Origin of the sequence: Rhodococcus shunpengi (assembly GCF_048381395.1) — a bacterium.
Classification (GTDB): domain Bacteria; phylum Actinomycetota; class Actinomycetes; order Mycobacteriales; family Mycobacteriaceae; genus Rhodococcus.
Genome location: NZ_JBLWIU010000012.1, coordinates 206,058 through 227,345 on the forward strand (window position 1 = coordinate 206,058; position 21,288 = coordinate 227,345).

Sequence of the window (21,288 nt, forward strand, 5' to 3'; positions counted from 1 at the left end):
CTCGGGATCCGCACACCACCCCGATCGCCTCCGGGAGTTACACGGTGCAGAGCGGTTTGATGTCCTGCAGTCCCTCGGTGGTGGGCGAGGTGAGCATCAGGCACGAGTTGTACCCGCTCGCCTCGACGACGTTCCGGATCTCGCGCCACGCGTCGTCGCTCACGACGGGCGAACGCGACAGCACGAATCCGGAGATGCGCGTCGGGTCACCGACGAATGCCCACGAGTAATCGTCCGCGAGATACGTGACGATGTAGTTGCTCGGTCCGTCGAGCGAATCCTGGAACGGCACCCCCGGGAACGACACGTGCAGTGCGGCAGTGTCGTTCACGCGGGCGTTCCCGATGATCCCGCGACGATCACCGGTGAACGTGGTGCACGAGTTCTCCACGCGCACGTTGCGTTCGTCGAGCAGCGTGTAGAACGCCGTCGTGTCGCGAGCGCAGTCGATGTTGTAGGGAGCCGGATTGGCGGCGAGCTGATACCACTGCCCCACATATCGGTTCACGTCGAGCTCGGGAACCGGGGTGAGCGGGGCTGCGGCGGCGGGCGTGGCGAACAGGAGCGCGCCTGCGGCGGCGATGAACGCCGCCGCAAGCCCCCGAACGCCGTGTCGGGACCAACGCATGTCTTCTACCTTTCCGTCGTCCGGTATCGGTTACTGCTGGGGCATGAGAACGCCGTCGATCAGGTACACGGTGGCGTTCTCGGTCTCGATGCCACCACAGATGACGTTGGCGTCGTTGACGGTCCACATCTCACCCTCGCCGGCGACCTCGACGGTGCCACCCTGGACGGTGGTCTGCGTGCCGGCGATGTCGGCGGTGGTCAGCTCACCGGGAACCACGTGGTAGGTGAGGATGTCGGTGAGCAGAGCCGAATCCGTCTGCAGCGTCTGGACGGTCTCCGGCGGCAGGGCGGCGAACGCGTCGTCGACCGGTGCGAAGACGGTGAACTCGCCACCGTTGAGCGTCTCGACCAGGTTGACGTCGGGGTTGAGCTGGCCGGACACGGCCTGCGTGAGAGTGGTCAGGATCGGCACGTTTCCGGCGGCCTCGGCGACGGGCTGGTTCGCGAGTTCCTCGACGGACGACGGGCCGGTCGGGTTCGCGGCGACGTAGTCGGCACAGCCCGGGCCGACGGGGCCGGCAGCGGGAGCAGCGGTTCCCGTTGCAGCAGTGGTGGTTTCCTCGACGATGGTCTCCTCGACGGTTTCCTCCATCGTGGTCTCGTTCGTGTCGCTCCCCGAATCGTCGGAGCATGCCGCGACACCCAGCAGGGACATCGCACCGATTCCGACGGCGGCCAGGCTCTTGCGCGCAGTGATGTTCATGATCGTGGTTCCCTTCGTATGCCGTGGCCGGAAAGCGGCCACGTCGACCAGGTGTGTCACTGAGCATTCGATCCCCGGGGCGGTGCGGATGGGTCGGATCGAAAGAATTTTTTTCGGATCGGTATCCGGTGTTCGACCCATCCGGATCGCGGTCGGCTCCGAATGCAGGTCATGGACAACGTCGAGGATCTCCGACCGGCTCACGTACTCGTGTTGCCCGGTGGGCGTCCGGTCGGCACCACACCGCCACGTCCGTGGCATCCGTCGCAGCTGCGCATGCGTCTGTTCACCGATGCCCTGCGCCTGAGGCTGAGCACGTACGACATCGCGGTCGACCTCGTCGACTACCGGTACTGCGGGTGGAACGACGATCACATGAGCCCGGTCCGCGACGGTCTGCGGGCGATCGAGTCGGTGATCCGGCGTCGCGGGGACGTCCGGTTCGGGCTGGTCGGGCACGCGATGGGTGCGCGGGCGATCGCGCATCTCGCGGCCCAGCACGGCGTCGAGTCGCTCGTCGCCCTGGCTCCGTGGTGGCCGGCCGACGACGCCGACCTGATCCCTGCGGGCCGGCACCTGCTGGTCGCGCACGGTACGGAGGACACCAGGACCGATCCACGGATGGCGCAGAGCCAGACGATGGCGGCGGGAGACCGGGGCGTGAACACGCGCTGGCGGCCCCTGCCCGGAGCCGGACATTTCCTCCTCACCGACCCGCGCTGGTGGGCCGACACCACGGCCGATTTCCTCACGTGCACACTGGCGGGGAAACCGACCACGTGCCCCGGAGACGACCATGCATCCTGACCTTCCCCGCGCAGTCGCGATGATCGGCGACGACGTCGAGTTCCGGGGTGGCCGGGAAGCGGTCGCGCCGGCGATCTACCGGACCTTCGTCCGCCACGCGCAGGGCTCGGCCGAGCGCCCCTCGCTCGAGTACCGCGGCTTCAGCTGGGTCATGGACGTCGACGAGACGACGCCCTCGTCCTGGTGGCTGCGTACGCTGATGCGGTTCGAGCCGTGGGACCACTTCGTCGCGAGCGATTCCGACACCTTCCGCGGCCGGGTCGAGGACCAGCTCGTGGCCGACGGGGTGCGGGTTCCGGGCGGGCGGATCACGGCGCTGCTGAACATCCGGCGTCTCGGTCTCGGATCGGATCCGCTGAACCTGTTCTGGTGCCACGATCCGAGTGGTTCCCTGGCCTGTGTGGTCGCGGAGATCCATTCGCGCCGGAACGGACGGCACTGCTACACGCTGCGCTCGGACGAGATCGACATCATCACCCGGGCAGGCGACATGTTCGCGGTTTCGGTCGCCCTGCGGCGGCCCGGCGTCCCGGTGTTCACCGCGACCGTCAGCGGCGAACGGCTGCCCGTCGATCTCACGACAGTTCTCCGTGCTCGGATGTGGATGGGGTGACGCTCGTGGTCGACACGGTTGCCTTGAGTGGAGGGAATGTCCCGGCTAGGCTTTCCTCCGATGAGCGGACTGAGCCGATGACCGGCGTCGGAGGCCATACCGATACCCTCGGCGAACTGCTCGGGCGGGTGGCCCGGCAAGACCCCACGGCGTTCGCCGAACTGTACGACGCGACGCGTTCCCGAGTCTTCGGCATGGTGCTGCGGGTCCTGCGGGATCCCGGCTACAGCGAGGAGACCACCCAGGAGGTCTACCTCCAGGTGTGGAGGTCGGCCGACAAGTACGACCCGCGTCAGGGTTCCGCTCTGTCGTGGATCATCACGCTCGCCCATCGGCGCGCCGTCGACCGGGTCCGCAGCGAACAGTCCGGAGCCGACCGCGAGTCGCAGTACGGTTCGACGAACGTCGACGCGGCCTTCGACTCGGTGAGCGAGGAGGTCGCGCAGCGCGACGATCGCCGCCGGGTGAACGAGTGTCTGGGTTCGCTCACCGAACTGCAGCGACGCTCGGTCGAGCTCGCCTACTACAGAGGCTTTACGTATACCGAAGTGGCAGAAGAACTTTCGTCCCCGTTGCCGACGGTCAAGTCGCGCATCCGGGACGGCCTGAAACGACTGAAGAATTGTCTGGGGGTGACTGTGGATGGCTGATGAGGCGAACGATTCCTCGCGCGATCTGCTCGACATGGCACCCGTCTTCGCATTGGATGCCGTCACGCCCGACGAGCGTCGGGAGCTCGCCGAGCGACTCGCGGAAGCAGACCCGGAGGTGGTCGAACGGTTCGACGCCGAGGTCCGCGAGGTCCACGAGACCCTCGCGGCGATGTCGGCCGGTACCGCGACCGAGCCGCCGCCCGAACTCCGGGTGCGACTGCTCGATCTGGTCCACGCCGAACTCACCGCGAAGGCGCCCGCCGAGAAGACGCACACGGAACGACCCGGTGAGCCGGAGGCGACCGAGGCACCTCGGGCGGAGGACGATCACCTTCCCCCGCCCGTCTCCCTCGACGAGCGCCGCCAAGCCCGACGGCGGAACTTCCTGCTCGCCGCGGCAGCGGCCGTGATCGTTGCGATCGGCGGGGTCGTGGTGGCCGGTCAGTGGCAGACCACGTCCGAGCCGGGCACGAGCGAGCGGGTCTTCGCCGCCGAGGACGTACGGACCTCGTCGGGCGAGCTCGACGGTGGCGGCACCGCGACCGTGGTGTTCTCCAAGGAGGAGGACGCGGGCGTGCTGGTGATGAACAACGTCGCCCCGCCGGCCGAGGGCAGCGTCTACCAGATGTGGCTGGTCGGGCCCGAGGGCATGGAGCCCGCGGGCACGATGACACCCGACGACGTCGCGCCGTCGACGACCGCGGTGCTCGAGGACATCTCGGGTGCCACCGCGCTCGCCTTCAGCGTCGAACCGACGGGCGGGTCGACCCAGCCGACCGCGATCTTCGCTCAGCTACCGCTCGACTGACATGTTCGCGGCAGCGAGCACGTCATCGACGGGTGCCGATGACGACCGTCGCGTCGGACTCCTCGGAACCCCGCGTGTCGGCGTCGAGTCCGGCCCGGGTCACGAGGTCGCGCACGACGGGTGCCTGCGACGCGGCCGACTCGACGAGCAGCGACCCACCGTCGGTGAGCCACCGGCCCGCGTCGGCGACGAGCCGGCGGTGGACGTCCAGTCCGTCGGGTCCGCCGTCCAGTGCGTGTCGCGGCTCGCTGCAGCGCGCCTCCCGCGGCATCGACCCGATCGCCCCCGACGGCACGTAGGGTGCATTGGCGACGAGCACGTCGACGCGACCGCGCAGCGTGCCCGGCAGGGCGTCGAACAGATCGCCGTCGAACACCCGGTGGGGCGGCAGGTTCAGGCGGGCACACGCGGTGGCGACGGGATCGATGTCGGCCGCGTAGACCTCACAGTCCTCGACGGCGGTGGCGAGCGCGGCACCGACGGCACCGCACCCGCAACACATGTCGACGATCACGGCACCGGGCCGCGCGAGTTCGATCGCGCAGTCCACCAGATACTCGGTGCGGCGACGGGGGACGAACACCCCTTCTCGCACCGCGATGCGCCTGCCGTGGAAGAAGACCTGTCCCAGTACGTGTTCGAGGGGTTCGCCGCCGACCCGCCGCGCGATGAGCCGCTCCAGATCCGAGGGTGTGGGAGCGGCTTCGACGAGCAGCTGCGCCTCCTCCTCGGCGAACACGCACCCGGCTGCTCGCAGTGCGGAGACGACGTCGGCGTGGGTCCGGGGGGCGGAGACCATGCGGCACCCTACCGCGCGCGCTCCGGACGGATCTTCTCGTTTTCCGGAGAGGGTGGCAGCTCACATCCCGCCGAGGGGTGGACTCTCCCGATCGTGGGTACTCCCGGCGCTGTCACGAGGAGTGCTGTGCGAACGAACGATTTCGAGCAGGAGCCGGCGCAGGGTAGCCGGGTCCGACACCGCGACCGGAGAATCACCGCCGGGCTCGTCGTCGCGTTCGAGTTCGATCACGCGCCGGTAGGCGTCCACGCCCGACGGCGTGATCTCCACCCGCATCCTCCGTTCGTCCTCCGGGTCGACCGCGCGCGTGACGAAACCGCCGCGGACGAGATGGTCGACGGTCCGGCTCATGGTCTGGTCGGTCACCCGGCATGCGCGCGCCATCTCCCGTTGCGACAGCGGGGCGTGGGCCACCGCGTGCAGTGCGATCACCCCCGCGTGGGTGAGCCCTCGCCGTCGCAAGGACTGCTCCCAGGCCTGCTCGACGAGCCGGGCCGCGGTGGACAGCAGACGTCCGGTGGGCCACTCGTCGAGGTCGTCTCCACCCCCATCGTTCAGCACGCTGAATAATCTAGTTCCGACACATTCGCTCACGCCAGGAGGAATCTTGAGCACTGCTACCGAGCCCCCACGCAGAACCAGCCGATGGCGGTGGCTCCTACCCGCCCTGTTGCTCATCGCGTGGCTTGTGGCCGCCGGTGGCGGCGGTCCGTTCGCAGGCAAGCTCAGCGAGGTCGCCTCCAACGACGCGAGCACCTTCCTCCCGGCTTCCGCCGAATCCACCCGCGCGGACGAGCTGTACGCGCAGTTCAACGAGAGCGAGTTCATCCCCGCGATCGTCGTCGCCGAACGCGACGGCGGGATCACCGACGAGGACCTCGCCTTCCTGGCCACCGAATCCGCAGGACCGCCGCCGATCCCGTCCGAGGACGGCGCAGCGGCGCAGATGATCGTGCCACTCGACGCCTCCGGGGAGGTCCAGGAGGCCGTCGAGGAACTCCGGACGGCCCTCGAAGGCGCCCCGGACGGCCTGACCGTCTACGTCACCGGCCCCGCCGGGCAGGCCGCAGACCTGTCGTCTGCCTTCGGCGGCATCGACGGACTGCTCCTGCTCGTCGCGGGCGGTGTCGTTCTCGTCATCCTCGTGGTGGTCTACCGCAGCCCGATCCTGCCGTTCGTCGTCATCATCTCGGCGCTGTTCGCACTCGCCCTCGCGAGCCTGCTGGTCTACGTGCTCGCCGATGCCGGAGCGATCGCGCTCAACGGCCAGAGCCAGGGCATCATGTTCATCCTGGTGTTCGGTGCCGCCACCGACTACGCACTGCTACTGGTCTCCCGGTACCGCGAGGAACTGCGACTGCAGCAGGACAAGTACGCCGCGATGCGCAGCGCGCTCCGCGGTTCGATCGAGCCGATCGCTGCGTCCGCCGGCACAGTCATCCTCGGCGTGCTGTGCCTGCTGCTGTCGGACCTGAACTCCAACCGCGGTCTCGGCCCGGTGGCCGCCATCGGCATCGCGACATCGTTCCTCGCGTCGCTCACCTTCCTGCCCGCAGCGCTCGTGCTGCTCGGCCGCGTCGCGTTCTGGCCCACCCGCCCGGTCTACGACGCGAACGCCGATGCCGACGACATGCAGAAGTCCCACAAGGTGTGGGGCCGGGTGGCCGACTTCGTCGGGTCGAAGCCGCGTCCCATCTGGATCGTGTGCAGCCTCGTGCTCGTCGCCTTCGCCCTGCTGGCACCGCAGTTCAAGGCGAGCGGTGTCGCGTCCTCGGATCTGTTCCTCCTGCAGACCGATTCGAAGTCCGGCCAGGAGGTGCTCGGTGAGCACTTCGACGCCGGCACCGGTTCGCCCAGCATCGTCGTCGCCCGCGAAGGCGCGCTCGAGGGTGTCGTCGACGCCACCGAAGGCGTCGAGGGCGTGACGACCGTCCAGCCCGTCCCCGGCCCCGACGGCGCGCCGCGCGTGGTCGACGGACTGGTCGCGGTGCAGGCGACGCTGTCGGATCCTGCCGACTCCCTCGCCGCCGAGGAGACCGTCGAACGCATCCGCGACGCGGTGGGCTCCGTGCCCGACGCCGAGGCACTCGTCGGCGGACCCACGGCCGTCGACCTCGACACGAAGGACACCGCGACCCGCGACCGCACCGTCATCATCCCGGCCGTGACGCTCGTGGTGCTGCTGGTGCTCATCGCACTGCTGCGGGCGGTCGTCGCACCGATCCTGCTGATGCTGACCGTGATCGTCTCGTTCGCGGCGACCCTCGGCATCTCGTCGCTCGTGTTCAACGACCTGCTCGGTTTCCCCGGCGCCGACCCGGTGGTGCCGCTGTTCGGGTTCGTCTTCCTCGTGGCGCTGGGTATCGACTACAACATCTTCCTCATGACTCGCGTCCGCGAGGAGACGAAGAAGGTCGGTACCCGCGCCGGCACACTGCGGGCACTGACCGTCACCGGCGGTGTCATCACGTCCGCCGGCGTGGTCCTCGCTGCGACGTTCTCGGCGCTGGCGGTGATCCCGCTGCTGTTCCTGGCGCAACTCGCGTTCATCGTCGCCTTCGGCGTCCTCCTCGACGCACTGCTCGTGCGGTCGCTGGTGGTGCCGGCACTGACGATCGACATCGGCAAGAAGATCTGGTGGCCGAGCAAGCTGGCGCGGACCGAACCGTCCGAGCCCGACGCCACCGAGGACGTCGCGACCGCGGGAGCACCCCGTTCCTGACGGGCGCATGAACGGATGAGAACGGCCGCGGGACCGGGAATGCGACCCGGTCCCGCGGCCGTTCGTCCCACGTCTGCCGCGTTTGCCCGTTACCGTTCTATTCCATGTCTGCGGATTCCACCGCTCCTGTCGAGCGCCCGCGTCCGGTGGAGGACGACCCAGCGCCCTCCCGTCCATCGCCGACCGACCTCGTCGGTGGGCGTCTGTCCGCCGTACCGCACATCCTCGGCCTGATCCTGGGCATCTACGCGGTGGTGGTCGCGCTGTGGTCGATCTCCCCGACCCTGCGCTACTGGATCCACGCTCCGCGCGAATATCTCGACGAGTACTACTTCGACGCTCCCGACACGAGCCTGTCGTTCGCTCTCGTCCTGGGCCTGCTCGCCGGTGCCGTCGCCGGCCGCAAGCGCATCGCGTGGTGGATCCTGACGATCTATCTCGGCGGATTCACCATCACCAATCTCGTGATGAGCATCGTCGAGCGCGACCCGAACCACCTCGTCGCGTTGGTCGTCCACCTGCTGATCGTCGCGCTCCTGCTGCTGTCCTATCCCGAGTTCTACACGCGCGTGCGGCGCGGAAACGTCTGGGCCGCACTCGGTGTGCTCGTGGGTGGCCTGGCCGTCGCGACGCTGATCGGCTGGGGTCTGGTGGAGCTGTTCCCCGGCACCCTGCCCGCTCCCGACCGGTTCCTGTGGGCGCTCAACCGTGTCACCGCGCTGACCTTCATCGACAACGACCAGTTCGGTGGTCGCCCGAACGGGCTGGTCAACACGGTCCTCGGCCTGCTCGGCGCGCTCGCCGTGCTCGCGGCCGTCGTGGTGCTGTTCCGCTCGCAGCGAGCGAGCAATGCGCTCACCGGCAGTGACGAATCGGCCATCCGCGGCCTGCTCGCCCACAGCGACGATTCACTCGGCTACTTCGCGACGCGCCGCGACAAGGCCGTGGTGTTCGCCCCCAGTGGCAAGGCCGCGGTGACCTATCGCGTCGAACTCGGTGTGTGCCTCGCGAGCGGTGATCCGATCGGCAACCCCGAGGCGTGGCCGCACGCCATCGACGAATGGCTCGATCTCGCCCGCGCCTACGGGTGGACACCCGCGGTGATGGGGGCGAGCGAGGACGGCGCGACGGCCTATCACCGGGCGGGCCTGAACGCGCTACAGCTCGGCGACGAGGCCGTCCTGCTCACCCGCGACTTCAGTCTCGCCGGACGCGACATGCGACCGGTGCGGCAGGCCGTCAACCGCGCTCGCAAACACGGTGTAACCGCACGTATCATGCGTCACCGCGAACTGTCGCCCATCGAGCTGTCGGCGGCGATCCAGCGCGCCGAGGCCTGGCGCGACACCGAGAACGAGCGCGGTTTCTCGATGGCCCTCGGCCGGCTCGGTGATCCACTCGACGGCGACTGCCTGCTCGTCGAAGCGGTCGCGGACGGCAAGGTCGTCGCGATGCTGTCGCTCGTGCCGTGGGGATCGGACGGGGTGTCGCTCGACCTGATGCGCCGCGACCCGCAGGCACCCAACGGGGTCGTCGAACTCATGGTCTCCGAGCTCGCCTCACGTGGTGCCGAATTCGACGTCGAGCGGATCTCGCTGAACTTCGCGGTCTTCCGGTCGGTCTTCGAGGAGGGCGCGCGGATCGGCGCCGGCCCGATCCTGCGGTTGTGGCGGTCGATCCTGCTGTTCTTCTCGCGGTGGTGGCAGCTCGAGGCGCTGTACCGGTCCAACGTCAAGTACCACCCCGAGTGGGTGCCCCGCTTCCTGTGTTTCCGCGACAACCGGCTCATCCCGCGCGTCGCGCTCGCGTCGGCGATCGCCGAGGGCTTCCTCACCCTCCCCACCTTCGGTCGCCGGAACACCCGGCAGCACACGGGAACACATTCGGCGTTCCCCGAGGACCAGGTGGTCGCGGCGGAACTGCACGACGACGGCAGCGCACCCGGCGTCGAACTCGCCGACGGCACGCCCGCCGTCTCGCACGGACGTCGCCGCCCCGAGCAGGTCCAGGTGCGGATGAACACCCTGCAGCGGATCGTCGAACACGGTGTCGATCCCTATCCGGTCGCGCATCCCCCGACCCACACCGCCGCCGAGGCCCGGGCCGCGAAGCCCGGCACTCCGGTGACCGTGGCGGGACGCCTGCTGCGCATCCGCAACTTCGGCGGTGTGCTGTTCGCGGTGCTGCGCGACTGGTCGGGTGACATCCAGATCCTCGTCGATCGGCAACGGGTTGCCGGACAACGCTTCCTGTTCGACCTCGGCGACCTCGTCGAGGTGTCCGGCGAGACGGGACGCAGCCGCACCGGCGAGATCTCGGTGCTCGCCGATTCGTGGCGCATCGACGGCAAGTGCCTGCACCCGCTGCCCGACAAGTACCACGGTCTCGTCGACCCGGAAGCCCGCGTGCGGCAACGCTATCTGCATCTCGCGATCGACCGCGGCGCACGCGACCACCTCGCGGCTCGCAGCGCGGTGGTGCGGTCGCTGCGCGACGAACTGCAGGCCCGCGGCTATCTCGAGGTGGAAACGCCGATCCTGCAGTCGGTGCACGGCGGCGCGAACGCCGCACCGTTCGTCACGCACATCAACGCCTACGACGCCGATCTGTACCTGCGGATCGCCCCCGAGCTGTACCTGAAGCGGCTGTGCGTCGCGGGCATGGCGAAGGTCTTCGAGATCGGCCGGGTGTTCCGCAACGAGGGTGCGGATTTCAAGCACAACCCGGAGTTCACGATCCTCGAGGCGTACGAGGCGCACAGCGACTACGAGAAGATGCGGGTCGTTGCACGCGAGTTGATCCAGGCAGCGGCCCGCGCGGCACACGGACGCGAGATCATCCTGCGACCCGGCCCCGACGGCACCCCGGTCGAGATCGACATCTCCGGCGAGTGGCCCGTCAAGACCTTCCACGACGCGATCTCCGAGGCGCTCGGGACGTTCGTCGACGCGCAGACCCCCGTCGACGTCCTGCGACGCATGTGCGACGAACACGAGATCCCCTACAACCCGGCCTGGGACGCCGGCGCCACCGCACAGGAGATGTACGAGCACCTCGTCGAATCGAAGACGGAGTTCCCCACCTTCTACACCGACTTCCCGACCTCGGTGTCGCCGCTGACCCGGCCGCACCCCCGCAAACCGGGTGTCGCAGCGAAGTGGGACCTGGTGGCCTGGGGTGTCGAGCTGGGGACCGCCTACAGCGAGCTCACCGATCCCCTCGACCAGCGTGCCCGCCTCACCGAGCAGTCGCTGCTCGCCGCGGGCGGTGACGAGGAGGCGATGGAACTCGACGAGGACTTCCTCGAAGCACTCGAATACGCGATGCCTCCCACCGGCGGTCTCGGCATGGGTGTCGACCGGATCGTGATGCTCGTCCTCGGAGGCAGCATCCGCGAGTCGCTGGCGTTCCCGTTCACGAAGCCGCGACGCTCCTGACGGGTCGTTTCACGTGAAACCGCTCCACCTGGCATCGTGAGGTCGTGCAGCTACTCCTGATCCGCCACGCCGAGCCGAACAACGCCCGCGCCGAGACCGGGGTCGCCGACCCGCCGCTCACGGAGACCGGTCGTCTCCAGGCGTCGCGGTTACCGGACGCGCTGTCCCCCTACAACATCACCCGCCTGTTCTCGAGCCCGCAGTTGCGGGCCCTGCAGACGGCCGAGCCGGTCGCGGAACGACGCGGGCTCGACGTGGAGAAGATGGAGGACATCGCCGAGTACGACTACGGCCACGATCACTACTTCACGATCGACGCCGCGAAGGACGTCGCACCGGCTGCCTACAAGCGCATCCTGGCAGGTCACCTACCCGATTTCGTAGACGGGGACGCCTTCCGCACACGGGTGCTGCGCGGGATCGACCAGGTGGTGGGCTCGTGCGACCACGCCGAGACCGTGGCGCTGTTCGTCCACGGCGGGGTCGTGAACATCGTGCTGCAGCACCTGCTCGAGCTGCCCCGGCCGCTGATGTTCCCCATCGAGTACGCGTCGGTGACGCGCATCCTCGTCTCACGCAGCGGCGCGCGCCGCGTCGCGTCGATCAACGAGACCGGGCACGTACGCGACACCCTGCGCGTCTGAGCCCCTCCGGCAGCCGGCCCGTGGGTGAGCCCCCAGCGCCCACCCACGAGTCGTGGGTTCAGCGCCGTGCGCTCGCGAAGAGGTCGCGGGCGGCGGTGCTGCCGTCGAGCAACCGCGACGTGCGGCGCGCTATCTTCCAACTGCCGTCGATCCGGGCGAGTTCGAATCGATTGGCGCTCACCCGCCACACCCGGAACGAATCCGAATCGGCGTTGCGGCGCAGCAGCAGGGAGTGACAGGTCGCGACGGCGGTGTCGCCGTCGACCCGGATGTGCACCGGGTCCAGCAGATGACCGCAGCCCTCCTCGATGTAGTCCTGGTGCGGCCGGGTGCGCACCATCTCCATGATCGTGTCGCGCCCCTCCATCAAGCGGATGTCGATGTCGTAGACGGCGTCCTGCGTCCACAGTTCCCCCACCGCCTCGGCGTCACCGGCGTCGACGGCCGGGCCGTAGGCCGTGAGGACCTCGTGGATCGCAGCCTTGTCCTCGAGGAGCTGTACGCGTTCGAGGAGGGAGGCCAGCAGGGCGGAGTCGGTCATCTCGATCCTTCCGGACGGGGGCATCGCCTTCCGTTCTACCGGGATCGGGAGCGTGCGCTCCCGGTCTGTCCCGGTGACCGGAAGCTCCGGCGACCACCACCTGATCAGGCACGATCCGGATGCCGACGTGATCTTCGCCCGCAGGATTGGTACGGTCACCGCCGGAGGTGCACCGGATGGATGCGGACAGGATCGACGAGCTCGTACAGGGCGGGATACGGACACAGGGCGAGCTCGAGGCCGTCCTGGGCATTCCGCACCCGGCGATCGTCGACAAGGCACGACCACACCTGACCCCGCTCATCAGGCATTTCTTGTCGCTGGCGCGGTTCTTCACGATCGCCACCGCCGACGCCGTCGGCAACTGCGACTGCTCGCCGCGTGGCGACATCGAGTCGGCGGTGCTCGTCCTCGACGACCAGACGATCGCGCTGCCCGACCGGCCCGGCAACCGCCGCGCCGACTCGTACCGGAACATCCTCGAGAATCCTCACGTCGGGCTGCTGTTCTTCGTCCCCGGCGACGAGGAGGTGCTGCGGATCAACGGCCGTGCCACCCTGTCGACCGACCCCGACCTGCTCGAGAAGCTGTCGCTGCAGAACAAGCCGGCGCAGCTCGCTGTGATCGTGCAGATCGACGAGGTCTTCCTGCACTGCGCGCGGGCGTTGCTGCGCGCCAAACTGTGGGATCCGTCGACCTATCCCGACCGCGCGGCGGTCCCGTCGATGCGCGACATGCACGCCGAACTCCACTCGATCGAGATCCCGGCCGACGCCGAGCCGGGCAAGCGCGAGCTCTACCGCGAGTTCCTGTACTGACCGGACCACACGCGGCGAGTGCGTCACGATGGTGGGGTGCCCTCTCGGATCGCTCAGATACGCCGCTGGCGCGCCGGCGCTGCACTACGCAGCCGTCTGCGCGACCTGACCGGCGCCCTCGTCGTCGTCACCGGCGGCGGTAGCGGGATCGGCCGGGCGTCGGCGATCGCCTTCGCCGCCGAAGGCGCCATCGTCGTCGTCGCCGACAAGGATCTCGACAGTGCCCGCGAGACGGTGGCGCTCGTGAACGTCCCGGCTCCCGGCGCCGGCGGTTCCGAGGCCGTCTTCGGCGGCGCCGCCCACGCCTACGAACTCGACGTCTCCGACGAACAGCAGGTCCGGAAGTTCGCGCAGACCGTCCGCGAGCGGCACGGCGTCGCCGACGTGCTCGTCAACAACGCGGGCATCGGTGTCATCGGTGCCTTCGCCGACACCCCGCAGAGCGTCTTCGAGAACGTGATGGACGTGAACTTCTGGGGCGTGGTCTACGGCTGCCGTGCCTTCACCGAGCAGATGATCGAAGCCGGCACGGGCGGGCAGATCGTCAACGTCTCGTCGGCGGCGGCGTACATGCCGCAACGCAACCTCGCCGCCTACACGACGAGCAAGGCCGGGGTGTTCATGTTGTCGGAGTGCCTGCGCGCCGAACTGCTCGAACACGGGATCGGCGTGACCGTCGTGTGTCCCGACCTGGTGGACACCAACCTCACCCGGGCGACGGAGTACGTCGCGCCGAACAAGGAACTACGAGCAGCGCGACGCACCCGCACCCTCGCGATGTACCGGCGCCTGCACATCGCGCCGGAGAAGGTGGCCAAGGCGATCGTCGGGGCGGTCCGTCACAACAAACCTGTGGTGACGGTCGCCCCGGGTGCGAAGGTCCGCAAGTGGCTGATGCGCTTCGCGCCCCGTGTCATGCGTGTGGGCGCACGATTCGATATCGACTGATGGTCAGGCCTTGGAGGCGATCCAGTCGTGCAGCCACCGTGTGGCCGTCGTTCCGCGACCGTCGACCACGTAGTTCGAGTAGTCCTGGTGGATCTGCGACTCGTAGAAGGTGCGGATCTTCTGCTCGCGCAGCTCGTTCGCCTCGGGCGTGAGCTGCAGCTGCAGCATCGGGATGCCCCCGGCGGTCATGATGTCGTTGTAGAGCGCGGTCGCCTCGTCGCGGTAGTTCTCGAGCTGCTCGAACGGGCTGCCCGCCGAGATGGCGAGGAAGCCGGCCAGTCGCGTGACGAAGTCCTCCGGCGGCGTCGAGCAATAGAGGTCGCCCACCGCGCAGATGGTGCGCACGTTGGGCGTTACGAATCCGAAGCCTCCCGCGCGGGCACCTCCGGCACCGGTGCCGGCGACGGGCGGACCGACGAACGGGTCGAGTTCGGAGCGGCGCGGATCGGACAGCAGACCCACCGCGACGAGGCGGTGCGGACCGACCACTCCCAGCCCGGTGCCGATCTCGGCGGCGAGATCACCTGCGGCATCGGCACCCTGGCTGTAGCCGACGAGGGCGAAGTTCGTGAGGGGGCACCGTTCGGCGGTGGCCGCGATGATGCCGCGCGCATTGTCGACGGCGCGGTTGCGGGAGGCCGCGTACACGTCGCCCTCCCACGGGAAGGCCGTGGCGGGATACGCGACGTAGTCGACGCGCGCCCCGGCGGGAAGATCGGACGTGACCTGGGCGAGCATGCCGTTCCCGCGGCCGGGGTCGGGGGTGTTCGAGGTCTCCCACGTTCCGGGCACCGCGACCACGTTCAGCGTCGGGCATGCGGGCGGATTCGCTTGGGCCGCAGGCATTGCGACGAATACTGCTGCACATGCCGCCACTGCGGCCACCGTTGCCGCCCACACTCTTCTCATAGCCATGCCCCCGCCCCGCTACTGTCCTGGTGCCGCGTCCCTCCCCGGCAGTATCGAGTAGAAGGATGACATATTCGTGAACCGGATGTGATGTATCCGAGTCCGGAACGTTGTCGGGAAACGACGGGGCCGGCGGATCAGCCGCGGATGACGGTCACCTGTCCCCCGCCGATGTTCGTCACGAAGACGTTGCCCGTCCCGTAGTCGACCGCCGTTCCCGGAACCGGCCGCTCGACCACGCTCCCTTCGGCGGTCGAGGCGGGTTCCGCGACGACGATGTCGGGCCCGAAGAGGTTTGTAACATAGATGTTTCCGCTGAACGGATCGGTGACGACCGCACCCGGGGGAGGCGGCGGCGGGGCCGGGAGCTCCGCCGGCGCGACGGCACGGTCGACGACCGTGACACCGCCCGTACCGACGTTCGTGACGAAGACGCCGTCGGTTCCTGCGTCGAGGATCAGCTCCGGCATCCCGGGGAGCGGAGCCTGTGCGGGCGCCGCAACGGGCTCGGGCGTGACCTCCGTCCGGTGCACCGTGACCGCACCGGTACCGACGTTGGTGACGGCGACGTTGCCGAGCCCGCCGTCGACCCGCATCTCCACGAGCGCGGTGGACACCTCGGTGCGTCCCGGGACACGTCCCTCGGGATGCGTGACCGTCACGGCGCCGGGACCCACGTTGGTGATGCACGCGTTGCCGACCCCGCCCTGGAGTCCGAGCAGGCGGGGACCGTCGAATCCGAAAACCGGTGGGACGGGCTCGGCGCCGTCGATCGTCACGAGCCCACCACCGTTGCGGATGCACGCGTCCGCAGGATCCGCGGCCGCGGCGGGAGCCGCCGCGACGGCGGCCACGACGGCACCCGCACCCATCACGACCGTCGCCAGTGCCCGTCTCGTAGCCGTCATGCGCAGAACCATAACGGGTGTGACGCCCGGCGACACGGAAATGTCACAAGCGCAGAGCGTCCTCCGGCCGGTCGGTGATCCGCCATCCCGGAATCTCCGCGCCCGACGCCCACGTCGAGTGGGTGCCGGAACTGATCCGCTCGGGCAACCGGATGCGCGCCAGCGGTCCGTCGGCGAGTCGCTGCGCGTCGAAGACGAGGCATTCGGACAGGTCGCGGTTCATGTCGACGGTCATGGTGACGAGATAGCCGTCGTCCTCGCCCGTCGATCCGATGCGCGGTGCCATCACCGTCTCGCTGCCGAAGACTCCCTCGCCCAGTGCGTAGCGTTCCTCGGTGCCGGTCACGGTGTCGTGCTTGACGAGTCCGTCGAACAGGAACCAGCCGGGGACCCCGGTCGCGGCGTAGGTGTACCGGTGCGGGCGGCCCCCGTACGCCGGGTTGATCATCCCGAACTCGGTGATGCTCTCGGACAGACGTTCCTCCTTCAGCGTTCCCGTGCGCAGGTTCATCCGCCAGCGGTGCAGATGGGTCCCCAGGCGGTCGAGGGCGAGAGCGCGGAAGGCCCGTTCGTAGATCGATCCCCGCCCGGTGTCCTCGGGTTCGGGCGTCTCCTGGTGGAAGCCCTCGAGCACGATCTCGTCGCCGTCCTCGTAGGCGTTCGTCCAGTGCAGGACGTACGTCGATTCGGCCTCGAACCAGACGATCTCGCTGCCGTCGCCGCGACGCGGGATCACGCCGAGCCGCATCGGCATGTCGGGGTGGAACTTCGAGTGGTACTTGCCTGCCTCGAGTGCCTCCGGGATCCAGAACAGCGGACAGTCGTTGAGGATCGCGTAGTTCTCGGTGAATGCCATGTCGTGCGGCAGGCGTGGTCCGGGCAGCTCGATTCCCGTGTAGTGGACGAGGTTGTCGGACGAGTCGACGACGCCGTAGTGCATGTACGGGGCGTCGGTGCCGTAGTTGAAGAACAGCATCTCCCCCGTGTGCGGATCCGGCTTCGGGTGCGCGGAGACACCGAGATCGAACGGGAAGGCGCCGTTCCAGTCGGCCTTGCCGAGGGTCTCGAGGGAGATCGGGTCGATCCGGTAGAGGTCGCCGCACTGCCAGAAGCTCGTCAGCGCGACACCGTTGTGGAAGGCGACGTCGGTGCTCGAACCGTCCTTCATCCTGCCGCGGGCACCCCAGCCGTCCTGTCGCTCCGACCTGTGCGGCTTCTCGGCGATACCCGCCCACAGGGCCCGGCCGGCCTCCTGCTCGGCGAGGAAACCGTCCGTCTCGACGAAGCGATTGCGGTAGAACGCCTTCCCGTTCCGGAATCCGACGAGGTGCACCATGCCGTCGCCGTCGAACGGATGGTAGAACCCCTGCTGGGCGGGGTGCACCGGGTTCTCGGTGTTGCGGATGTACACGCCGTCCAGGTCGTCGGGCAGATCTCCGATCACCTCCAGGTCGTCGGCGCGGTACTCCGTGGTCTGCGGACGCCACGGACCGGTGCGATAGGGGTGATCGTCGTCGGCGGGCAGCGTGGAGAGCGCGCGGCCGAGGATCTCGAGGTCCATCAATGCTCCTTGGGAATCAACCGATGATCAGGGACACGGTGGTGGTCGTACTGCCACCGAAGTTGAGCGTGGCGGCGCGCCGGGCACCGTCGACCTGATAGCCGCCCGCCGTGCCGGTGACCTGCCGGTGACAGTCGAGCGCCATCCGCACACCGGTCGCGCCGACGGGATGCCCACCACCGATCAGTCCACCGCTGGGATTGACCGGCATCCGCCCGCCGATCTCGAGATCACCCGACTCGACGGCGCGACCGCTCTTCCCCGGTGGGGTGAGGCCGAAGTGGTCGATCGCGAGATATTCGCTGATGCTGAAGCAGTCGTGCGTCTCGATGAGGTCGAGATCGTCGACGTCCCCGATGCCGGCCCGTCCGAAGGCATCGTCGATGGTGGCGCGCAGGTGCGGGAACATCAGCTCGTCGCCCGACGTGCGGGCGAACTTGTCGTCGAGGGCGAGCCCGACGGTGCGGTGTCCCCAGCCGAGGATCCGGGAGCGGGGCCGCGAACCGAAGTCCGGGTGCCGGTCGACGAAGCGGTCGCTGACGAGCACGAGGCCCACGGCTCCGTCGGTCAGTGGGCCGCAGTCGATCCGGCGCAGGCTGCCCTCGACGATCGGGTTCGCGGTGTCGTCGGCGGTGAACGCCCCGGACGGATACGTACGGGTGCGGGTCTGTGCCAGGGGGTTGCGCCGAGCGTTGCGGATGTTCAGTTCGGAGATCGCCCACAGGTGCTCGGGGTCGAGCCCGTAGCGCGCCGAGTACTCGTCGGCGATGCGCGCGAACATGTACGGCCAGATGTACTTCGCGTCCTGTCCTTCGTGGCCGACCCAGGAGGCGGGGCTCATGTAGTCCGTCCCGATGTCGCCGGGCACCGACTTCTCGATCTCCACCCCGAGCACGAGTGCGCAGTCGTACCGGCCGGATTCGAGGTCGGCCATCGCCGCGAGGATCGCGAGCGAACCGGACGCACACGCACCCTCGTGACGGCTCGCGGGCACGTGCCACAGTTCGGGGATCACCGAGGCGGGCATCGCTCCGAGATGACCCTGACCGGTGTACAACTGCCCGAAGGCGTTGCCGACGTGGACGACGTCCACCTGCTCCGGCTCGATCCCGGCGTCGACGAGGGTTCCCCGCACGACCTCGCCGGTGAGATCTGCGATGTCGAGGCCCTCGCGGGTGACGTTCCGCGCGAAGTCGCTCTGGTGCCCGCCGGCGATCCACACCTGCGTCGATGTCATGTCGTCTCGCTCTCCGGTTCGGCTCGACCTGTGCGGTTCCGTCCCGGGCGGTTCGACCTGTGCGGCTCCGTCCCGCACGGTTCGACTCCGCAAGGGTCGAATTGGAAGAGTGGGTTCACGGCGGGTGTCCCCGCCTCGATCAGTACAGTTATTGAAGCATTCGGACAGAGGGCCCGCAACGACGGTCACGCATCCGAGAGAGGTCGGTCGTGGATCCGAACAACACACCGGACGAGACCCGCGCTGCCGTCAATCCGGTCGCGGCCACCCTCGACCTGCTGGGAGACCGCCTGACCCTCGCGCTGCTCGGGCACGCCTTCGTGAGCGGCACGACCCGCTTCACCCGGTGGCTCGAGCTGACCGGCGCACCGCCGTCGGTGCTGACCGACCGGCTGAACTCGCTGGCCGAGGCCGGTGTGCTGGAACGTTCACCGCAGTCGGCCGGCTCGGATCGTCACGACTACCTGCTGACCGAACTCGGGAACGCGACCTGGCCGATCCTCGTGTGCATCTGGGGCTGGCAGCGGGAGTGGACACCCGAGGGGGCATGGCAGCCCGATCTCGTCCACACCGCGTGTGGGCACCGCGGTCCGGCCACGATCCGGTGCGGGGCGTGCGGCACCCCGGTGACCGGCGCCGATACCGACATCGAGATGGATGCCGAAGCGATCTGGACCGTCACCTCGGGTGCGCGGCGACGATCCACCCGAGGTCCGGCTCGCGGCGCCGCGGGCGCGGACATGCAGTTCAACGCCGTCATGGAGGCGATCGGCGACCGGTGGAGCGGCGCGATCACCGGCCTGGCCCTGGCCGGCACCCGCCGTTTCGGCCGGTTCCGGTCGGCGCTCGACATCTCCCCCACGACACTCACCGACCGGCTGGCCCGCCTGTGCGCCGTCGAGATCCTGGAGCGTCCGGCCGGCTCCGAGCGGGAGTACCGCCTGACACCGCGGGGTCGCGCACTGTTCGGGGTCTTCGTCTTCCTGATCCGGTGGTCGATGCAGGCGTTTCCGCAGGTGCCAGGCCCGCTGCAGGTCCTGCATCGGGACTGCGGCGGTCTGTTGCGTCCCGAACTCCAGTGCCGGGGTTGCGACGGTCCCGTGAATCGGGAGTCCGCGCGTATCGAGTCGATCGTGCCGCGTCCCCACGCTTGACACCGTCCGCGGGAGACCGGTATCACTTCGGTAGTTGTAGTGAATACGTCGGTCGGAGTCGATAACGGTGAACAGCAACAATCCCGCCTACGTCTACGACGCCGTCCGACTCCCCCGGGCGCGCGTACGGAAGGGCGGGGGCACCCTCGCGGGTGTTCCGCCCGTCGAACTGATCGGGCGGTTGCTCGAGGCACTCGACGAACGGTGCGGCGCCTCCGATGTCGTCGACGACGTCGTGCTCGGCATCAGCACCGTCACCGGCGAACAGTCGGGCAACATCGCACGGGCCGCGGTGCAGTGGGCCGGCTGGCCGGATCACGTCTCCGGTGGCGTCGTGTCGAGACTGTGCTGTTCCGGGCTCGACGCCGTGGAGACCGGTGCGATGCGCGTGGCCACCGGCAACGCGCGCGCCGTCGTCGCCGGGGGTGTCGAGTCGATGTCGCGCGTACCGATGTTCGCCGATTCGCCACCGATCGCCGTCGATCCGGAACTCGGCGAGCGCACCGGTTTCGTCACCATCGGCGTGTCGGCCGATCTCACGGCGGCGCGCTACGGCTTCACCCGGGAACAACTCGACGAGTACGCCGTGTCCTCGCACCACCGCGCCGCGCAGGCACCGGCCGGCTCGTCCCTGGTCGCGACGAAAGCCGGTGATGTGGAACTCGATTCGGACGAAGGCGTTCGAGCCGACGTGACCGTCGGCGATCTCGCGGCACTACCCGCTCTCTTCGGCGACGATCCCGCCTGGGAACGCGTGGCGCGGCACCTGCCCGGTTCACCGCGACCTGCGACGGGACTGCACACCGTGGCCACCGCACCGCAATTGGTGGACGGTGCGTCCGCGGTGCTGATCGGCGACGCCGAGGTGGGGTCCGAACTGTCGCGGGAGCCTCGGGCACAGATCGTCGCCGCGGCCCAGAGCGCTGTCCGCTCACCGCTTCTCACCGCACCCGTCGACGCCTCGACGCGTGCGCTGGAACGGGCCGGGATCACGGCGGCGGACCTGGACGTCGTCGAGGTCAACGAATCCTTCGCGGTCACTCCCCTGATGATGATCGAGGAACTGGATCTCGATCCCGCCTGCGTCAACACCTTCGGTGGCGCGCTGGCCGTCGGTCATCCGCTCGGCGCCACCGGTGGGATCCTCGTCGCCCGGGCCCTCGACCGGCTGGAGCGGACGGGTGGCGAGTACGCGCTCGTCACGATCCCCGCGGCACTCGGTCTCGGAGCGGCGCTCATCCTGCGGCGGTGCTGAACGGATTTCGGTGGATCCAACCCCGGAAAACGGGGGCGGATCCACCGAGATCTGGACCCACGAACACCACTGGGCCGCACACCTTCCGGTGTGCGGCCCAGTGGTCGTACCTCGTTCAGCGCTGCGACGCTGGAGCGCTCA

At 68.8% G+C, this 21,288-nt stretch carries 20 protein-coding genes; 11 read left to right on the forward strand and 9 right to left on the reverse strand.

Annotated elements, in window-relative coordinates; genetic code table 11:
• Positions 1-37 precede the first annotated feature (37 nt).
• Positions 38-628 carry a lipocalin family protein gene (locus tag ACNJ7K_RS06195; RefSeq protein WP_268654956.1) on the reverse strand — a complete coding sequence of 197 codons (591 nt, stop codon included), beginning with the start codon at positions 626-628 and terminating at the stop codon, positions 38-40.
• A gap of 30 nt (positions 629-658) precedes the next feature.
• A complete protein-coding gene (locus ACNJ7K_RS06200; RefSeq protein WP_120281003.1) occupies positions 659-1,333 on the reverse strand; it encodes a fasciclin domain-containing protein in 675 nt (224 codons plus the stop codon).
• A gap of 171 nt (positions 1,334-1,504) precedes the next feature.
• Here ACNJ7K_RS06200 and ACNJ7K_RS06205 point away from each other — a divergent pair, with 171 nt between their 5' ends.
• From ACNJ7K_RS06205 to ACNJ7K_RS06220, 4 genes are all read left to right on the forward strand, one after another.
• The gene (locus ACNJ7K_RS06205) at positions 1,505-2,140 is read left to right on the forward strand and encodes an alpha/beta hydrolase family protein (RefSeq protein WP_230789547.1); all 636 of its coding nucleotides are present in this window, start codon (positions 1,505-1,507) and stop codon (positions 2,138-2,140) included.
• The gene (locus tag ACNJ7K_RS06210) at positions 2,130-2,753 is read left to right on the forward strand and encodes a DUF1365 family protein (RefSeq protein WP_120281001.1); all 624 of its coding nucleotides are present in this window, start codon (positions 2,130-2,132) and stop codon (positions 2,751-2,753) included. Before ACNJ7K_RS06205 ends, ACNJ7K_RS06210 begins: the two co-directional genes overlap by 11 nt.
• A 77-nt stretch (positions 2,754-2,830) precedes the next feature.
• Positions 2,831-3,403: a sigma-70 family RNA polymerase sigma factor gene (locus ACNJ7K_RS06215; RefSeq protein ID WP_024102602.1), complete on the forward strand. Its 573-nt coding sequence runs from the start codon at positions 2,831-2,833 to the stop codon at positions 3,401-3,403.
• Complete coding sequence (locus ACNJ7K_RS06220) at positions 3,396-4,214, forward strand: anti-sigma factor (RefSeq protein ID WP_120281000.1); 819 nt, start codon at positions 3,396-3,398, stop codon at positions 4,212-4,214. Before ACNJ7K_RS06215 ends, ACNJ7K_RS06220 begins: the two co-directional genes overlap by 8 nt.
• Before the next feature lie 22 nt (positions 4,215-4,236).
• Here ACNJ7K_RS06220 and ACNJ7K_RS06225 read toward each other — a convergent pair whose 3' ends face one another.
• Both ACNJ7K_RS06225 and ACNJ7K_RS06230 read right to left on the reverse strand, forming a co-directional pair.
• Positions 4,237-5,013 (reverse strand): putative protein N(5)-glutamine methyltransferase, encoded by a 777-nt coding sequence (locus ACNJ7K_RS06225; protein WP_159417060.1) that lies wholly within the window; start codon positions 5,011-5,013, stop codon positions 4,237-4,239.
• Between the two features lie 60 nt (positions 5,014-5,073).
• A complete protein-coding gene (locus tag ACNJ7K_RS06230) occupies positions 5,074-5,574 on the reverse strand; it encodes a MarR family winged helix-turn-helix transcriptional regulator (protein WP_159417061.1) in 501 nt (166 codons plus the stop codon).
• Positions 5,575-5,620: 46 nt separating this feature from the next.
• On the opposite strand from ACNJ7K_RS06230, the gene ACNJ7K_RS06235 reads away from it, so the two are divergent.
• The 3 genes from ACNJ7K_RS06235 (at position 5,621) to ACNJ7K_RS06245 (ending at position 11,816) form a co-directional block, all read left to right on the forward strand.
• The gene (locus ACNJ7K_RS06235; protein ID WP_174246957.1) at positions 5,621-7,735 is read left to right on the forward strand and encodes an MMPL family transporter; all 2,115 of its coding nucleotides are present in this window, start codon (positions 5,621-5,623) and stop codon (positions 7,733-7,735) included.
• A 104-nt stretch (positions 7,736-7,839) separates the two neighbouring features.
• A complete protein-coding gene (gene lysX / locus ACNJ7K_RS06240; RefSeq protein ID WP_404817781.1) occupies positions 7,840-11,172 on the forward strand; it encodes a bifunctional lysylphosphatidylglycerol synthetase/lysine--tRNA ligase LysX in 3,333 nt (1,110 codons plus the stop codon).
• A 44-nt stretch (positions 11,173-11,216) separates the two neighbouring features.
• On the forward strand, positions 11,217-11,816 hold the full coding sequence (locus ACNJ7K_RS06245; protein WP_159417062.1) for a histidine phosphatase family protein: 600 nt from the start codon (positions 11,217-11,219) through the stop codon (positions 11,814-11,816).
• Between the two features lie 58 nt (positions 11,817-11,874).
• Here the strand turns inward: ACNJ7K_RS06245 and ACNJ7K_RS06250 are convergent, their stop codons facing one another.
• Complete coding sequence (locus tag ACNJ7K_RS06250) at positions 11,875-12,357, reverse strand: nuclear transport factor 2 family protein (RefSeq protein WP_159417063.1); 483 nt, start codon at positions 12,355-12,357, stop codon at positions 11,875-11,877.
• A 176-nt stretch (positions 12,358-12,533) separates the two neighbouring features.
• Here ACNJ7K_RS06250 and ACNJ7K_RS06255 point away from each other — a divergent pair, with 176 nt between their 5' ends.
• A complete protein-coding gene (locus tag ACNJ7K_RS06255) occupies positions 12,534-13,175 on the forward strand; it encodes an MSMEG_1061 family FMN-dependent PPOX-type flavoprotein (RefSeq protein ID WP_159417064.1) in 642 nt (213 codons plus the stop codon).
• 36 nt (positions 13,176-13,211) lie between these two features.
• Complete coding sequence (locus ACNJ7K_RS06260; RefSeq protein WP_120280994.1) at positions 13,212-14,123, forward strand: SDR family NAD(P)-dependent oxidoreductase; 912 nt, start codon at positions 13,212-13,214, stop codon at positions 14,121-14,123.
• 3 nt (positions 14,124-14,126) lie between these two features.
• Here the strand turns inward: ACNJ7K_RS06260 and ACNJ7K_RS06265 are convergent, their stop codons facing one another.
• The 4 genes from ACNJ7K_RS06265 to ACNJ7K_RS06280 all read right to left on the reverse strand — a co-directional run bounded on the left by ACNJ7K_RS06265 (position 14,127) and on the right by ACNJ7K_RS06280 (position 18,738).
• Complete coding sequence (locus ACNJ7K_RS06265) at positions 14,127-14,969, reverse strand: cutinase family protein (RefSeq protein WP_487041365.1); 843 nt, start codon at positions 14,967-14,969, stop codon at positions 14,127-14,129.
• Between the two features lie 200 nt (positions 14,970-15,169).
• Positions 15,170-15,940: a YncE family protein gene (locus ACNJ7K_RS06270; protein ID WP_225623682.1), complete on the reverse strand. Its 771-nt coding sequence runs from the start codon at positions 15,938-15,940 to the stop codon at positions 15,170-15,172.
• Between the two features lie 43 nt (positions 15,941-15,983).
• Positions 15,984-17,501 carry a carotenoid oxygenase family protein gene (locus tag ACNJ7K_RS06275; protein ID WP_159417067.1) on the reverse strand — a complete coding sequence of 506 codons (1,518 nt, stop codon included), beginning with the start codon at positions 17,499-17,501 and terminating at the stop codon, positions 15,984-15,986.
• A gap of 16 nt (positions 17,502-17,517) precedes the next feature.
• Positions 17,518-18,738: an acetyl-CoA acetyltransferase gene (locus ACNJ7K_RS06280; RefSeq protein ID WP_230789534.1), complete on the reverse strand. Its 1,221-nt coding sequence runs from the start codon at positions 18,736-18,738 to the stop codon at positions 17,518-17,520.
• 209 nt (positions 18,739-18,947) lie between these two features.
• Between ACNJ7K_RS06280 and ACNJ7K_RS06285 the strand changes: the two genes are divergently transcribed.
• Both ACNJ7K_RS06285 and ACNJ7K_RS06290 read left to right on the forward strand, forming a co-directional pair.
• Positions 18,948-19,892 (forward strand): winged helix-turn-helix transcriptional regulator, encoded by a 945-nt coding sequence (locus ACNJ7K_RS06285; RefSeq protein ID WP_159417068.1) that lies wholly within the window; start codon positions 18,948-18,950, stop codon positions 19,890-19,892.
• A gap of 67 nt (positions 19,893-19,959) precedes the next feature.
• Positions 19,960-21,147 (forward strand): acetyl-CoA C-acyltransferase, encoded by a 1,188-nt coding sequence (locus ACNJ7K_RS06290; RefSeq protein WP_159417069.1) that lies wholly within the window; start codon positions 19,960-19,962, stop codon positions 21,145-21,147.
• Positions 21,148-21,288 lie beyond the last annotated feature (141 nt).